At 43.9% G+C, this 14728-nt stretch carries 12 protein-coding genes; 5 read left to right on the forward strand and 7 right to left on the reverse strand.

Going from position 1 to position 14728, the window contains the following annotated elements; translation table 11 throughout:
- The first annotated feature begins 564 nt into the window (after positions 1-564).
- The 4 genes from ACFPIB_RS12080 to rlmB all read left to right on the forward strand — a co-directional run bounded on the left by ACFPIB_RS12080 (position 565) and on the right by rlmB (position 6155).
- A complete protein-coding gene (locus ACFPIB_RS12080) occupies positions 565-966 on the forward strand; it encodes a T9SS type A sorting domain-containing protein (RefSeq protein ID WP_378017718.1) in 402 nt (133 codons plus the stop codon).
- Positions 967-1115: 149 nt separating this feature from the next.
- On the forward strand, positions 1116-4076 hold the full coding sequence (locus ACFPIB_RS12085; protein WP_378017719.1) for a glycosyltransferase family 117 protein: 2961 nt from the start codon (positions 1116-1118) through the stop codon (positions 4074-4076).
- 88 nt (positions 4077-4164) lie between these two features.
- On the forward strand, positions 4165-5376 hold the full coding sequence (locus ACFPIB_RS12090; RefSeq protein WP_378017720.1) for a GWxTD domain-containing protein: 1212 nt from the start codon (positions 4165-4167) through the stop codon (positions 5374-5376).
- On the forward strand, positions 5349-6155 hold the full coding sequence (rlmB, locus tag ACFPIB_RS12095; RefSeq protein ID WP_378017721.1) for a 23S rRNA (guanosine(2251)-2'-O)-methyltransferase RlmB: 807 nt from the start codon (positions 5349-5351) through the stop codon (positions 6153-6155). Before ACFPIB_RS12090 ends, rlmB begins: the two co-directional genes overlap by 28 nt.
- A gap of 208 nt (positions 6156-6363) precedes the next feature.
- On the opposite strand, the gene ACFPIB_RS12100 is transcribed toward rlmB, so the two are convergent.
- The 7 genes from ACFPIB_RS12100 to ACFPIB_RS12130 form a co-directional block, all read right to left on the reverse strand.
- Complete coding sequence (locus ACFPIB_RS12100) at positions 6364-6918, reverse strand: hypothetical protein (RefSeq protein WP_378017722.1); 555 nt, start codon at positions 6916-6918, stop codon at positions 6364-6366.
- 276 nt (positions 6919-7194) lie between these two features.
- Complete coding sequence (locus ACFPIB_RS12105) at positions 7195-8541, reverse strand: hypothetical protein (protein WP_378017723.1); 1347 nt, start codon at positions 8539-8541, stop codon at positions 7195-7197.
- Positions 8542-8696: 155 nt separating this feature from the next.
- Positions 8697-9170 (reverse strand): hypothetical protein, encoded by a 474-nt coding sequence (locus ACFPIB_RS12110; protein ID WP_378017724.1) that lies wholly within the window; start codon positions 9168-9170, stop codon positions 8697-8699.
- Between the two features lie 248 nt (positions 9171-9418).
- Positions 9419-10432, reverse strand: a complete 1014-nt coding sequence (locus ACFPIB_RS12115; RefSeq protein ID WP_378017725.1) for a hypothetical protein — start codon at positions 10430-10432, stop codon at positions 9419-9421.
- Positions 10433-10467: 35 nt separating this feature from the next.
- Complete coding sequence (locus ACFPIB_RS12120) at positions 10468-11148, reverse strand: hypothetical protein (RefSeq protein ID WP_378017726.1); 681 nt, start codon at positions 11146-11148, stop codon at positions 10468-10470.
- Positions 11129-11686, reverse strand: coding sequence for an RNA polymerase sigma factor (locus ACFPIB_RS12125; protein ID WP_378017727.1), 558 nt, complete (start codon positions 11684-11686; stop codon positions 11129-11131). The genes ACFPIB_RS12120 and ACFPIB_RS12125 overlap by 20 nt, the downstream gene beginning before the upstream one ends.
- Positions 11687-11880: 194 nt before the next feature.
- Positions 11881-13380, reverse strand: coding sequence for a T9SS type A sorting domain-containing protein (locus ACFPIB_RS12130; RefSeq protein ID WP_378017728.1), 1500 nt, complete (start codon positions 13378-13380; stop codon positions 11881-11883).
- A 300-nt stretch (positions 13381-13680) separates the two neighbouring features.
- Here ACFPIB_RS12130 and ACFPIB_RS12135 point away from each other — a divergent pair, with 300 nt between their 5' ends.
- Positions 13681-14532, forward strand: a complete 852-nt coding sequence (locus ACFPIB_RS12135) for a cyanophycinase (RefSeq protein ID WP_378017729.1) — start codon at positions 13681-13683, stop codon at positions 14530-14532.
- Positions 14533-14728 lie beyond the last annotated feature (196 nt).

Below are 14728 nucleotides of genomic sequence, written 5' to 3' on the forward strand. Positions count from 1 at the left end.
TTTGCTTGTTTGTGATATATGGGTTTTAACGCCGGGTTGGAAAGGGAGTTGTACTTTAGCAAGGGGCTGTTTCAGGAGTGCAATTAATTTGTTGCTAAAGTGCTAAATGGAATGGCTGAAAAGGTGAGAAAGGGCAATAAATAGCGGGTGAAGAGCGAAACTAAGCTGGTGGAAAGGTTTTTATTGAATTGTACTATGCAAAGATACTGGTTGTAGGAACAGGCAGTCATCCCGTTGCACTGCCAGCGGGAAAGGAGGGAAGGGTGGTTTTAGAAGCCGGCAGCAAAGCGCTTTTTCAATTGAATAAGGAAGGAAAGATTGTACTCTTTTTTCGGAGGGAAGAAAGAGGCAAGAAATGGGTGCAAAAGAAAAGGGAACGTTGACAAACTTAACCGGTAACAGATTTGTTTATGAAGAAATTAAATTTTAATTTTAGAAAAATCAGATGCGTGCAACAAAACCGGTCATTCCGGCGTCAGTATTTTTAGGCACAGAAGTTGTAATGCATTTAACAGAATTAAGCAGGGTGCTGCTTTTTAAGAACAATACATTTTAAATTACTACATGATGAAAATCTTTACGCGCATATTTGGTTTAACCTTTTTTATATTCACGCTGCATACCTTTGCTATGACGGGTGTTTGCTCTGGTTCTACTGCCAATGGTGCAGTTGCAAAACCGCAGACGCAGACCGATCGTGACAAAGTAACCGCTAGTCTGGATGCTTATCCGAACCCGAGCCGCGGCGAAATTTATTTTACGCTTTCCAAAGCTTCCGGCGAAGATTATAAGATCCGGATCTCAAACGCTATTGGTAGAGTGGTAAAAACTGTAGATCTGAACAAAGCTACCGCCGAAACCCGCGTGCAGGTAGATTTAACCGGAATGCCGGCTGGCTTTTATTTCTACAGCCTGATCGCAAACGATAAAATGATCGAAACCAAACGCCTTATTGTGCAGCGCTAATACTTTTTAGCCTCAAAAGCATACCATTTTTTAAGCCCCGCAGACCGCGGGGCTTTTTTTGTTCAAAATAAATCGCATCTAAACCGCGTTAAGAACCCATATATTTTATTTATTTTATTAATTTCGGCGGTTCATTTAAACACTACTTAATGCGTACTTATAAACGGATCAACGACCTGGCCGGCTGGATCATCTTTCTGGTTGCCACTTTTGTTTACGTTAAAACGCTGGAACCTACAGCCAGCTTCTGGGATTGCGGTGAATTTATTGCCTGTTCTTACAAACTTCTGGTACCGCATCCGCCGGGAGCACCCTTCTTTTTAATGATCGGACGCCTGTTTTCCATGTTCGCTACCGATCCTTCCAACGTAGCATTCATGGTGAATTTGCTTTCGGCGCTTTCGAGCTCGTTTACGGTACTGTTTTTATACTGGAGCATTACCATTCTGGGCAGAAAAATGCTGATCGGCGACCGCTTTACTGAACCAACTGCCGGCCAGACCTGGCTTTTGATCGGTTCTGGTACGGTGGGTGCTTTAGCTTTTACTTTCACCGATTCGTTCTGGTTCTCAGCCGTAGAAGCAGAAGTTTACGCGATGTCTTCCTTCTTTACGGCCATCGTTTTCTGGGCCATGCTAAAGTGGGAAGCCCGTTCGGAAGAACCAACCGCCGATAAATGGCTGATCCTGATCGCTTATTTAACTGGTCTTTCCATCGGGGTTCACTTACTGAACTTACTGGCTATTCCTTCGCTGGCATTTATTTATTACTACCGCAAGCACAAAGCAAGCCGCAAAGGTGCCCTGGCTACATTTATTATAAGTGCGGTAATTATAGTTTTCATTCTTTGGGGTATTATCCCGGGCCTGCCTTCGCTGGCCGGAAGCTTCGAAGTATTCTTTATTAATAATATGGGATTACCGTTCGGCGCGGGTATCATCATCTTCCTGTTGTTCTTCCTGGCAGCCCTTTATTTTGCATTTGCTTATTCTTACCGCAAAAACCTGCGCTGGCTTAATACTGCCTTGCTTTGCTTCGTTTTCATCCTGATCGGTTATTCTTCATATCTCATGATCCCGATCCGTTCGGCTTACAACCCGACCATTGATGAGAACGACCCGGAAAACATTGTGAGCTTTGTATCTTATTTAAAACGTGAGCAGTATGGCGATCGTCCGTTGCTTTACGGACCGCAGTTCAACGCCGAAATTATTGACGAAGAGAAAACCGATCCGCGCTACATTAAAGGCAAAGACAAATACGAAATTGTAGATTATAAAACGGTACCGGTTTATAACCCGAAAGACATGGCTTTGCTGCCGCGTATTTACAGCAACCAGCCAAGCCACATTCAGGAGTATAAAAAGTGGGTAAATATTCAGGAAGGCAAAAAGCCGACGATGGGCCAAAACCTTTCTTTCCTGATGCGTTACCAGCTGGGCCACATGTACTGGCGTTATTTCCTCTGGAACTTTGTGGGCCGCGAAGGCGATGTGCAGCAGTCGGGTGTTTTATGGCCAGCCGAAGGCGATAAAAACCTGCCGGAACGCGTAGCAGACAGCATGGCCCGTAATAATTTCTACGCGCTGCCGCTCATCTTAGGTATTATTGGCCTGATCTTCCACATTCGCCGCAACGGTTTCGATGCTTTTATTGTAGGTTTATTGTTCTTCTTTACCGGTATTGCCATTGCGCTTTACCTGAACCAGCCACCGATCGAACCGCGTGAGCGTGATTATACTTTTGCCGGTTCCTTCTTCGCGTTCAGCATCTGGATCGGTTTGGGAGTAATGGGTATAGCGGCTGCGTTACAAAAAATGATGCAAAGCGAAACTGCCCGTGCTGCCCTCGCAACGCTGGTAGGCCTTTCTGTACCGGCCATTTTAGCGGCCGAGGGCTGGGATGACCACAACCGTTCTGAGCGTTATCATTCCGTAGATTCAGCTATAAACTTGTTACAAAGCTGTGCGCCAAACGCTATTTTATTCACTAACGGCGATAACGATACGTTCCCGCTCTGGTACGCCCAGGAAGTGGAAGGAATCAGAACTGACGTGCGCGTAGCCGTTTTAAGTTACCTGAACACCGACTGGTACGTTGATCAGATGAAGCGCCAGAGTTATAAATCCGATCCGTTGCCAATTTCCCTGGAAAACCCGAATTACCGCCAGGGCACTAACGATTACCTGCCTTTTGTAGAAAAAGCAGTGGTGAAAAACGGCATGGACCTGAAGCAATTCATTAAACTGGTAAAAGATAATTACGAAGGTTTGCAGGTACAGTCTGCCGGAGGCCGTTCGTTCATGTCGTTCCCAACCAAAACCTTCTTCCTCAACGTAGATCGTAACGCGGTAATTCAAAACAACGCCGTTCCGGCAGATCGTCAGGCGGAAATTGTGCCGCAGCTGAACTTTAACGTGGGCCGCTCGGCGCTGGAGAAAAAACACCTGGTAATTCTGGATATTTTGGCAAATAACAACTGGAAACGTCCGGTTTATTTCTCTACTACCGTAAATACTTCCGACTTCCTGAACCTGGATCCTTATTTACAGCTGGAAGGATTGGCTTACCGCATTGTGCCGGTTCGGAATCAACAGCAAGGCGATCTGGGTTACGTGGAGAAAGATATCATGTATAATAATATCATGAAGAAATTCCAGTGGCGCCAGATGGATAACCCGAATGTTTTCTACGACGAGAATTACCTGCGTTTCCCGAGCAATGCCCGTAATATGTTTGGCCGTTTGGCAACTGAATATTTAAAAGCCGGCGATAAAGCAAAAGCCAAAGAAGTGCTGGATCATTGCTTTAAAGTATTGCCGGACGAATCTATTCCGTATGATTATTATACGCCGCCATTGCTGTTGCCTTTGGCCGAAGTTGGCGAACGCGATAAAGCTGCCCAGATCATAGATGTAATGGGTAAGCGTACGCAACGTGCCTTGGATTATTACTTTACGCAGGGTACGCGCTTCGACAACGAAATTCAGCTGAACCTGTTTACCATGCAGCAGTTGGTAATGGCTGCCCAGCAGCTTGGCATGCAGCAGAAAGCCGTGGAACTGAATACCTTGTTCCAGCGCTACTACGGCAATATGCAAGGCATGTAAAAACGGTATCATTTTAAGTAGAAAAAGTCGGGTTAAACGCCGGCTTTTTCCGTTTAAAGGAAGCAATTTTGCGTATTCGAATCACTGTATGAAAAATTTAATTCAGATTCTTGCTGCCTGCATTTTAGTTTTCAGTTTTGGCTGTAGTAAAATGCCTGCGCCTTCGCGCTTCAACCAGGGTTTTGAATATCAGAGCAAAACCGCCGTACAGCACGATCTGCGCCGCGAAGGCGACAGCCTGCACGTTTATCTGAAATTTACCGACGCCGCTTTCTTTTCATTTCCGAAAAATCTGCAGGTTTCTTATGCTGGTTTTCTGAATTACGAAGAGTCTGATATTATCTTGACAGATTCGGTTAGAAAAGCAGGGAGCAGGATATTGAAAACGGAAGATGGCGTAACGTTCAATTTTAAGCTGCCGGTTGCCAAACTGAAATTCCCGATGGTGTTGCAGCTGAAACTGGCTTTGCGCAACGATCCGCAAAATGCCTTGTACCACGATATCCGGCTTTCGGCCAGCGAAGGAACGAAGCCTTATATTTTAGCCGATGCAGCTACCAACCAACTACTTTTCCGGAATTATGTGCGCCAGAACGAACTTTTCCTGATCGCGCAATTTGGGGTGGCCCAACCCGGCGAATTGCAGCGCTACGAATCCGTTTTCGGGGCCGCGCTGCCGCCTATGGCTTTGCAGGAAAAAACGGTAGCCCCAACGCTCAAAAAACTGCAAACATTGCCTTTTCTGGATAATGTGGTTGCGTTGCCGGAAACAGGGCTATATGGTATAGAAATTGGCGGTAAAACTGTGGGCGGAATTTTAGTAGAAAGCACTTCATTTCCTGATCTGGTTTCGGCGCAGGATCTTATTCAGCCGCTTATTTATTTAACCACCGCCGAAGAACGCAATAAACTTTATGCCGCCCAGGATCCGAAAGCAGCCGTAGATAAATTCTGGCTCGATGTAACGCCTAATCAGAACGAAGCCCGGAGGTTAATAAGAAGTTATTATGAGCGCGTAACGGCTGCAAACCGCTTTTTTACCGCCCATAAAGCCGGTTGGTTAACCGACCGCGGCATGCTTTATTTAATTTTCGGGCCGCCGGAAGAAGTGAAGCGTTACAGCAACCGGGAAGAATGGATCTATGCGCCGAATTTTAATCATAACCAGGCGCGGTTCATTTTCTTGAAAAAAGAGAATACCTTTACGCAAAATCATTATGAACTCGTGCGCAGCCCGTATTATGAGCAGGTTTGGTACGAAATGGTAGAACAATGGAGAAAAGGAACTATCGCGAAATAGGCAACCGCCGTCCGCCGTTTAAAAAGGACAATGCCGATAAAATTGAAATGATCTTCGGGCTGCGGCCTATTCTGGAAGCGTTGGCGGCCGGCAAGACCATAGAACGCATTTATTTGCAGAAAGGGCAGAAAAACACTGTTACCCAGGATATTACCGAGCTGGCGCGCAAAGCGCACGTGCCTATTGCGAGTGTGCCTATAGAAAAACTCGACAGCTTAACGCGCAAAAATCACCAGGGTGCGGTGGCGTATCTTTCCATGATCACGTATCTGCCGCTGGGCAATATTGTAACGTCGCTTTTCGATGAAGGCAAAGATCCGCTGATATTGGTTTTAGACCGCATTACAGACGTGCGTAACTTTGGCGCCATTGCGCGTAATGCTGAATGTTTAGGAGTAGATGCCATTGTAATTCCGAGCCACGGCGCGGCGCAGGTTAACGGCGATGCCGTAAAAACTTCGGCCGGTGCCTTGAACCGGATTCCGGTTTGCCGCGAGCATAATTTAAAAGAAACGCTCGATTACCTGCACAATTCCGGTATTCAGATCGTTTCCTGTACCGAAAAAGCGGAGCACAGCCTGGAAGAAAACCTCGACCTGACCGGACCTTTAGCGATTGTAATGGGCTCGGAAGAAGACGGTATTTCGCCGGAATATCTGAAACGCTCCGACCTGCGCATTAAAATTCCGATGGTAGGTAAAATTTCTTCGCTCAACGTTTCGGTAGCCAGCGGCATTATGCTTTTCGAAGTGCTGAAGCAGCGTTTATCACAGAAGTAATTTCGATTTGAAGATCTGGAAATGATCTTCAGGTTTTGAAATGCTATAGATTTAATAAGAAAAAGTCAGGTTTTACGGCCTGACTTTTTTGTTGGGAAAAGATATCGTTTTTTATCTGATCTTTAACCGTTGAGCGGGTACTAACTTTTGATTTTGAATTTTACTTAACGGTTGGGCTAAAAAACGTTTTAATGATTTTTAGCTTTGGTTATATGTTGTTGTTCTTTTTGAGTTTTCCATTATTCCATAATTTCATTTTATAACTTGTAGTCAATAGACTATCTTGTTGTTTTTTACCTGAAATTATTTTAGTTGAAATATTACTAATTGTCTTATTCTGATCAATCTTAATAATCTCATCACAACTTTTAAAGCCTATTGGAGGGGAGCCTACACAATTTTCGGATGAAAGGTCTGCTTCAAATAATTTATTTCCTTTCAAATCAAAAGTTGTAATAGTAAGACTTTGAAAGAAGTCGCCAGAATGCATAGATAAAACGTGCACAGTTCCACTATCACTTAAGAAATAACCAAAATGATCATATAATGTGGGACCAGAATTAAAATGCAATGCGTCAAAAGTATTTGAGGAAAGAGAACTAATAGGTAAGTGTTTTTTTGAGTTGTAGGTATAGGGAAATTGAACTTGGTTTAATTGCGAAATAAATTCATCAAATGGTTGTTTTTTAACTTGGCTTTGTTTACAACCTATTAGGCAACTTAAAATAAAAGAGACTATAAAGCCGATTTTTTTTATTTTCATTTTATTGCATATAACGTTTTACAGATTTGCGATGGCCGGGCTTTTTACCACAAATGTTTTTGCGAAGCACAAAACTTTCGGCTACCACAAAACTGTCTGCAGAGAATGAAACCCCGCCTATTGCAAATGTGCTGTTACCTGCAGGTGGTCCTGTTTCATTCATTTTGTCTCTGCAATAATATTTGGGGGCTGTGGGTGCCACTCAGTGTTCCATGCCCACAGCCCACCCGTGTGCGCATGTCCGTCCCGTCAGTGCGCCTCAACTGTCCTTCACCTTTAATCCTCTTCGCGGATCCTGCTTCTCCAGATAGCAATGCATTGATCGGTATAGAAATAGTCGTTTGAACCACCATATGAGATCTTTTGCGGGTAGGTTTTGCTTCCGGTAAAAAAATCCAGGGTAAACAGGAGGGAGTCGCTAAAATTCCTGATCGGTCCCTGATAGGTTTCATATAGGGCCCTGGGCAGCGTTTTTCTATAGTCGGCTAAGCGGATCAGAAAAGGAATGCAGCGCACATCGTTGAGCTGGCGCAATGCGTGCAGGCTATACATGCCAATTTCAGGGATGGTATGCGAAGCCATTAAACTCAAGAGGTATACTTTTTTTTCAGCAAGCAGTTTATCAATATATTGTTTCGACCACTCCACGTAAATGGGCATAGTTTTATAGTCTTCATACAAACGCAGCTCACCGTCAAATACTGCAGCCAGCAATACATCCCTGTCGGCCAGGGGCATATTGGGGCCGAAAAACTTGACCTTGGATGTATCGGTAAGCATGCGGGTATAATTTGCTTTTTCGTAGAACAGGTATTCGATGCTATACTGGGTATGTGGTTTGAAAGAGCGTAATATCAGTGTATCCGTTTTTTCAACAGTGAAGTTTTTGTATAGATCCCAATTGAACCATGAACTCAGGATGTGCGGGATCCACGGGGTGTATGCTTTGTAATATCCTACCTGGAAATTAATGTAGGCTTCCACTTCTCCCGAGTCGGTGCTGAACATATAGCGCACACCCATAGAAGAAGGAAGGCTGAGTAAAATTGCTCTGTCGTCCAATATCCATTTGATCCTTTGGTGTTGCATCCATTTAGGGCTATTGCGGTCGTTGCAGTGTTTGGCTACATATTTTTCAACCTTTTTCCAGTCGCATACCTTCACGTGGCGACAGAGTTCACAGCTGGCATCGCATATTTTGTCCCTGTTAAAATGCACAATGGGAATTGCATGTTGCTGTTGAAGTTCCACCATGCGTTGTGCATTCGCTTCACTGAATGGCCGGATGCAGGATTCGGGTAAAACCTCGGGTCCCATAAAGCTTGCGTGTTTCAAAAAAAAGATCCATTTGCCGTCCTGGTATTTGCTTATGCATTTCTTCATAGGCTTTTCCCTACAAAGCAGGTTGGAGATCTCCCAGCCAATACGGGTAGTTTTGTGATCGGGTATGGGGAAGGTATGCTTATAAATACTATCGATGCTTAGCTGCACAAGGTACTGTTCGGTGCCCAGATCTTCAGTACCAAGTGTTCCGTCAATCGACATTACATGGCCACTCAGCACCACATCAGCCTGGGTAAAAAGGCTGTTAAAGTCCGTTTGCTGGGCCTTTACTGCCGGCATGAGTAACCAAAGCAGCGCGGGAAGTATAAAGAGTTTAGCTGGTGGTTTTATTGGCATTGCACGATATTTGGCGGTCTTAAACTTGCTGGTAACGTCTGGGCTAAAAAACGTTTTAATGGTTTTTAGCTTTTGTTGTATGTTGGTTTTTTAAGTCGTTACCAATAATCCATTCTTTTCAAACTTAACCTTGGAACTTGGGTTTTAATGATTAAACTATCAACTTCTAACCCAGCCTTATTAAATTTTTTTAATCTTGTGGTATCAGGCAAATAGGTAAATTGAACTAAGATATGTGATGTATCTTTTTCAAGGTTAATCAAAGTATCTAATTTTAAACTAAAATAATTTTCCTCTAAATTAATTTTAATTCTTTCGTTTTGAGTTTTAAGCCTAAATACTGTGGCTTCGTCGGGTATATCCGAATAAAGGAGTTGACTAAAAAATAAGAAGGAAGAGTCAACAGTCATCTCAAACGAAATCTTTTTCTCCCTTTCACTATTGTTGCTTACTGAAAAAACAACGACCTTTTCTTTAGTTTTTTCAAGATTGTTACAAGCCATTATCAAAAAGACCATTAAAAAGTAAATGGACCTGAACAAAAAGTGCTTGTTACTTAAAAAGTCTTTCAAAACTTAAATTCCTTTTCTTATTTCAACTACCATACAACTATTGTATATCCGTAATAACTACTGCTATCCAACTACCATTAGCTAGATAGCAGTAGTTCCGTTTCCAAATGTAACAAAAGAATTCCTCAGCTTTTAAACTTTACGCCACATTTGTTCCGGAGAAAGGATAGGGAAAGAAACAGAAAAAGTCAGGCTTCTAAACCTGACTTTTTTGCGCTGAAAGGATACCGTTTTTGCCTGGTTTTTTATTAAAGAATAAAGCGTTTGTACGTGAACAAAAAGTACGATTCTTTATTGCCAACTGGAATAAAATCGGCGGAAAAATTATTGCGGCTTTGGGTGCAGGTCAGGCCCCAGGCCAGTTCTTTGCGTTTCAAGCCTGTAGATCTTTTGGTGTCTACGTAACCAGCACTTATCCCAAGCCAGCTGTCCGCCTGACCGGTAGAATTAAGCTTGAACTGGTAATAACCTTTCAGGTGGGTACCGGTATTCAGGTTTTCGAATTTACCATCTTTAAAATCGGTGAGGATAAAGGCGTTGTAAGAGCCCCCGAAACGCTGTTTCAGAAACCGGCTGCTGGGCAGCGTCAAGTAAAGTTCGTAGCTGATAACCGGGCAAGGCTGGCTGCCGAAGAGCATAGCGCCTAAACCACCGTTAAATTCTAATGTTACCACGTTCGTCTTTTTAGGGTTGCGGCGTTCAAATCCGAAACCGGTTTTTTCCAGGCGGTAGGTGGAGAGCAGGTTGGCTTTTTTACCTTCGTTTTTCACTTTTTGCAGCGCCGGGCTCAGCATGGTGGTGGTGGCCAACTCAAAAGTGGCAGAATCTTCCAGAAAGAAATGCATTTCCACGTTTTCCGGAAGATCGTAAATGGTGTAATGCAGCGGCGGCAGGTCCAGGTTCATCCGGTTTTTTTCGTAGCCAAGATCGAATTTTGCGGCAAACTCTTCATTTATTTCTGCTTTTAAGCGGCGTTTGCCTTCCGGACTTACAAAATAATGGATGCGTTTCGGCAATTCCGGAAATGCGTTGTTTTGCAGGCTTTTATCCAGATCGGAAAAGAAGGACGCTTTTAAAGAATCGGCACGCTCGTAAGTGGCTAAGGTTCTGAGGCGGTTGCCAATAATATGCACCTGGTTGCGGCCTTGTAAGCGGATCAAAACAGTATCCTGATCGGCGGAAAAACTGGTTTTTTGCTGCGCCAGAACCGGAAAAGTAAAGGCAATAAACAACAGGCACATAAAAGAATTTATGCTTTTCATAGTTGAAAGAAAGTAAAAGGATGATCTAAAAAATGTCAGAAAGTATGTTGTAACCGCAGCGGATTCTGGCCTTGCGCGGAAGTCCGGTCGAGGTCGGAGGTTTGCGGCCAGAGTTTAATTTTTAATTGTAGTTGCGCAGTTTGTACCGGTTGCGGCAAGCGTTGCGGCGTTTCCGGCGCATCGAAATCGAGTTCAACGTAGCGGTTCTTTTTCCTGGCAGTTGCTTTAGAATTTTCCGCAAGTAAAACCGGCGCCTTTTCTTCTTGAATTTGCGTTGGAACAGGTATTGCTAAAACCGAATCTTTTGCCGGAATTGCCGTTTTCTGAGCAGAAGCAACAGTTTTTGGCCGCTTAACCCTATCGTTTTTTTGCGCCGTTCCGGTTTTAGCAATTAGTGGGTTTTCAGGTTTAGAAGCTGGTTGAATAACTTCCTGAACCGGAATTTCCGGTGAGAATTTTTCAGTTGAAGTTTCCTTTCTGGCAAGCGTTTTTACCGTTTCTGGTTTTTCGGTTTGCCAGAAAACGAAGCCGAAACCGAGCAGCAAAAGCAAAGAAGCGGCGGCGGCGAACCAGAAATAAAGCGGCGTTTTTTGCTTTTCCGGTTTGCCGGTGCGCAGCAATTCCCACTTCGAATCCAGCGATGGCGCGTAACCTTCCGGCAACGAATCGAGGCTGTTTAGTTTTTCCCGGATCAGTTTATCCTGCATAGCTTCCATACACATTATTCATTTTTTCTACCATTGCTTTTAACCGGGTGCGGGCTTTTAGCAGCTGCGATTTGCTGGTACTTTCGCTGATACTGAGCATCTGGGCGATTTCCTGGTGCGAATAACCTTCCACCACATACAAATTGAAAACGGTGCGATAACCGTCAGGCAATTTCGTGATCAGACTAAAGAGCTCTTCCGCCGAAAGCTGGTCAATGGCATTGGTTTCTTCGGCTTCTTCCGGCAAGTTCTCCGATTGCACCAGTAGCAGCAAATTGTTCCGGCGTAGTTCCATCAGCGCTTCATTCACCATTATTTTCCGGATCCAGAAAAAGAGACTTTGTTCACCCTGCCATTCAAAATTTTCCAGCTTCTGAAAGATCTTCATAAAAGCTTTCATCAGGCAATCTTCGGCTTCAGCCTGTCGCCCGATATAGCGGAAACAAACCCGATACATGGGCGCATAAAGTTTCTCAAAAAGCGCTTTCTGGGCTTTCTGGTCTTCTTTTTTGCACTGGCCGGTAAATTCTTTGCTGAACGGGATCATCTGCTAAAGGCTTTCAACTGTCTTAATGCAGCCGGTTTAAATTGCGTTGCCTGAAGGTTGAAAAATATTTTTTTTTTCTTCCCTCGGCTTTGAAAATGGTATGGTTTTAACCAGAAAAAGTCAGGTTCTCAGGCCTGACTTTTTTGTTGGGAAAGGGTAGCGTTTTTTTGCGGGGAACCATGGCAAAAGGTAGGTCAGAACTTTACTATTTTTCTGATCGCTTTACCCTTATTAGTTAAAACCACCACGAAATAAATGGATCGCGCATATCGGCTTAAATCTAATTCCGTGGTGAATTTTTTGGAAAGGTTATTTTCCTTTCGCGTAAAAATTACCTGGCCAATATCATTATACAGGTAAACTTCCACGTATTTTAATTCCGGATCCTGCACTACAATTTTATAGTTTGGAGTATAGGGCAGGGGCGTAATGTAAATTCCGGGGTTTTGGCTTACAGTTGTGGTTGTGTCCGCCGGGCCAGGATTAGAGATTGGGTCAGGGGTTTTCAATCTATCGGAAAAGAGGGATTGTACAAAATTTGGCAGCCCACTCGAGTTGCGCCGTCCGTTTAAGAAAATAGCCGTATGCTGGTAATTGCAGGAAAGCCCCAGGGAGTCCGGGTAAGTAATTACGCCAAGCGATTCCGCGTTCCTTTTTCCCAGGTAGATCTTCGAATCCAGGGCTAGTTGCATGCCTCCAAAAAGGAAAGCCGTAGGCGTAACCGGAATTTCATATAGTAAAAAGCGGGAATCGTATATTTGCTTTTCAGTTGGCAGTGCTATATGAAACTGGTACAGCTTGGTGTTGGAAGTGGTGTATAGAATGCTATCGTTGGGTGAAAATTCCAACGCATAATACCCATCATCCATATTTAAGGTCTTTAGGTTGCTAAGCACTCCCGTGCTGTTGTCAAAATCGTATAGTTCAATTAAGCCATTGTGGGTAATGGTGCTGGCTGCTTTCTGGCCGTTATGCGAAAACTTCAGGTGCCCCTGCGCCTGGCCGTTGCCGTTCACCGGATTGTTGTGGACGATGCCTAATCTACTGATTGCGGGCGTGGGGTTTAAGCCGTTGCCGGTGAGTAGCCAGGCATATTTGGCGTTGCTTCCCCATTGTTGGGTCATGATCCAAACGTCAGTTCCATTTCTGTGGTGCACGGCAGAAATTTTTTCAGCAGTAGGAGTAAGCAGCGGGGTGTTTTTGGTGGTAACGGCGCCTAAACCATCTTCCAGCCGCATATCTACAATGCTATAAGCAAGGCCACCGTAATTACCGAAAGCTCCTGCCTGAAAATCTACCGTAAATATATAGTACAAGTCCAGGGAGGGTTGTTTCACAATTAATGCCGATTGGGTGGTAGACCAGTTTCCCCAGAGATCGGTTCCATTCGCCATAACCTGGTGCATTCTGTTCCATACCTTTACCCCGTCAGTATAAAAAAGAAGTTTACCCGTAGAATCGCTGATAGAAGAGCAGCCTTCAAGAGTATGCAAAGAGCCATTAGTAGTAGCCACGGGAGCAGAACCATTAAAATCCAAGCCTGCCCCGCTGCCAAAAAACCAGTTGGCCGTTTCCTTTTGTCCGAAAACATTTGATACCTTACTTAAAACAATAAATAACCATAAAACTCTTAATAAAGAGAAATTAAAGGCTTTCCATTTTCTAGAAGTAAATATTGGGAGCAGATGCGTCATTAAAGGTTAGATTATGTGCTCATTATAATATGTTGATTTAATTTGTATGTGTTCGGTTTATTCAATGGCAATTACATGTTTAAGGCTGAGTTTATTTTCCGGGGAGCAAAAATGCCTGCTATATAAACATCATGCGTATTTTTATTGTTTGCAATCTTAAAGGGAAGTTAGCGTTTGTTCCGGAAAAATGCAATGCTAAAGGCAGACTTTTCAGAGCTAAAATCCTAGCGTTTTCCGGAAATTAAAACCATTTCATATTTCCGGAGTTATCAAAATATAAGTTGCACAGTAAAACCGGATATGCAAACCCCGAAAGGTAAAATTGTTGCCGTTGGCGGCAACGAAGACAAAGGTTCTGTTCCGGCTCCCGCCGAAGCACATTTGCGGCAAAACGTCCGGTTTTTCGAACACGGCATTCTGAAACGCATTCACGATGAATTGTATGGTCTGGGCACGCGCATAGAAGTAATCACCACGGCTTCGCTGATTCCCGAAGAAATGGGGCAGGCATATTTCGATGCTTTTGTGCTTTTAGGTTGCGATAACGTGGGTATGTTGCATATTCAAACTGAAGAAGATGTTAATAATCCGGAATATCTGGAACGGCTAAAGAAAACCAATTGCGTGATGTTTACCGGTGGCAACCAGAACCGGATCACCGAAATTTTCCGAAACACGCAGGCGCTGCAAATTTTGAAAGAACGGTATTACAACGAAGAAAAATTCCTGATCTCGGGTACAAGTGCGGGTGCCATGGCTTTAACCAGCGTAATGATAGAAGGTTCGCAAGGAATTCTACATCTGGTAAAAGGCAACGTGTTTTTGGGCAACGGCCTGGGGCTTCTGAATGAAATTGTGATCGATACGCATTTCGTAAACCGCCGTCGGTTTCCGCGCCTTATAGAAACGATTGCCATAAATCCCTCGCTTATCGGCATTGGCCTCGGCGAAGACACCGGCATCCTGATCTCCCGTGGGGAACATATAGAAACTATTGGCTCTGGGCTGGTAATAGTGCTTGACGGGCGACATTTAAAGGAAAATAATTACAAAAATCTGCAAGCCGGCGAACCATTTTGCCTGGAGAATATCGTGATGCATGTGCTGCCGCACGGAAGAGCTTTCCTGATGGATTCGGGTAAATTGTTGTAAAGCAACCGCTCCGGCTTTTGGAATAGTAACGAACTTTATATTTACTTTTATTTGCAAAAATATAAATGGAACGTGCTGATTTTCTGTAAGAAAAATAAAATCTGAAGAAACATTGTAACTTATTGGCGGTTAGTCTACTCAAAGGGGAAATGGCTTCAGGGGAAGGATGAAAATTGCTTTCCTGGCTGAAAAAGCT

Source organism: Adhaeribacter terreus (assembly GCF_042657365.1).
In the GTDB taxonomy this organism is placed as follows: Bacteria; Bacteroidota; Bacteroidia; order Cytophagales; family Hymenobacteraceae; genus Adhaeribacter_A; species Adhaeribacter_A terreus.

Excerpts from the sequence above, each read along its gene's own strand:
- rlmB (WP_378017721.1), top strand. The coding sequence starts at position 5,349 with ATGGAGAAAAGGAACTATCGCGAAATAGGCAACCGCCGTCCGCCGTTT.
- ACFPIB_RS12120 (WP_378017726.1), bottom strand. The coding sequence starts at position 11,148 with ATGGAAGCTATGCAGGATAAACTGATCCGGGAAAAACTAAACAGCCTC.
- ACFPIB_RS12105 (WP_378017723.1), bottom strand. The coding sequence starts at position 8,541 with ATGCCGGCAGTAAAGGCCCAGCAAACGGACTTTAACAGCCTTTTTACC.
- ACFPIB_RS12135 (WP_378017729.1), top strand. The coding sequence starts at position 13,681 with ATGCAAACCCCGAAAGGTAAAATTGTTGCCGTTGGCGGCAACGAAGAC.
- ACFPIB_RS12080 (WP_378017718.1), top strand. The coding sequence starts at position 565 with ATGATGAAAATCTTTACGCGCATATTTGGTTTAACCTTTTTTATATTC.
- ACFPIB_RS12125 (WP_378017727.1), bottom strand. The coding sequence starts at position 11,686 with ATGATCCCGTTCAGCAAAGAATTTACCGGCCAGTGCAAAAAAGAAGAC.
- ACFPIB_RS12115 (WP_378017725.1), bottom strand. The coding sequence starts at position 10,432 with ATGAAAAGCATAAATTCTTTTATGTGCCTGTTGTTTATTGCCTTTACT.
- ACFPIB_RS12130 (WP_378017728.1), bottom strand. The coding sequence starts at position 13,380 with ATGACGCATCTGCTCCCAATATTTACTTCTAGAAAATGGAAAGCCTTT.
- ACFPIB_RS12100 (WP_378017722.1), bottom strand. The coding sequence starts at position 6,918 with ATGAAAATAAAAAAAATCGGCTTTATAGTCTCTTTTATTTTAAGTTGC.
- ACFPIB_RS12090 (WP_378017720.1), top strand. The coding sequence starts at position 4,165 with ATGAAAAATTTAATTCAGATTCTTGCTGCCTGCATTTTAGTTTTCAGT.
- ACFPIB_RS12085 (WP_378017719.1), top strand. The coding sequence starts at position 1,116 with ATGCGTACTTATAAACGGATCAACGACCTGGCCGGCTGGATCATCTTT.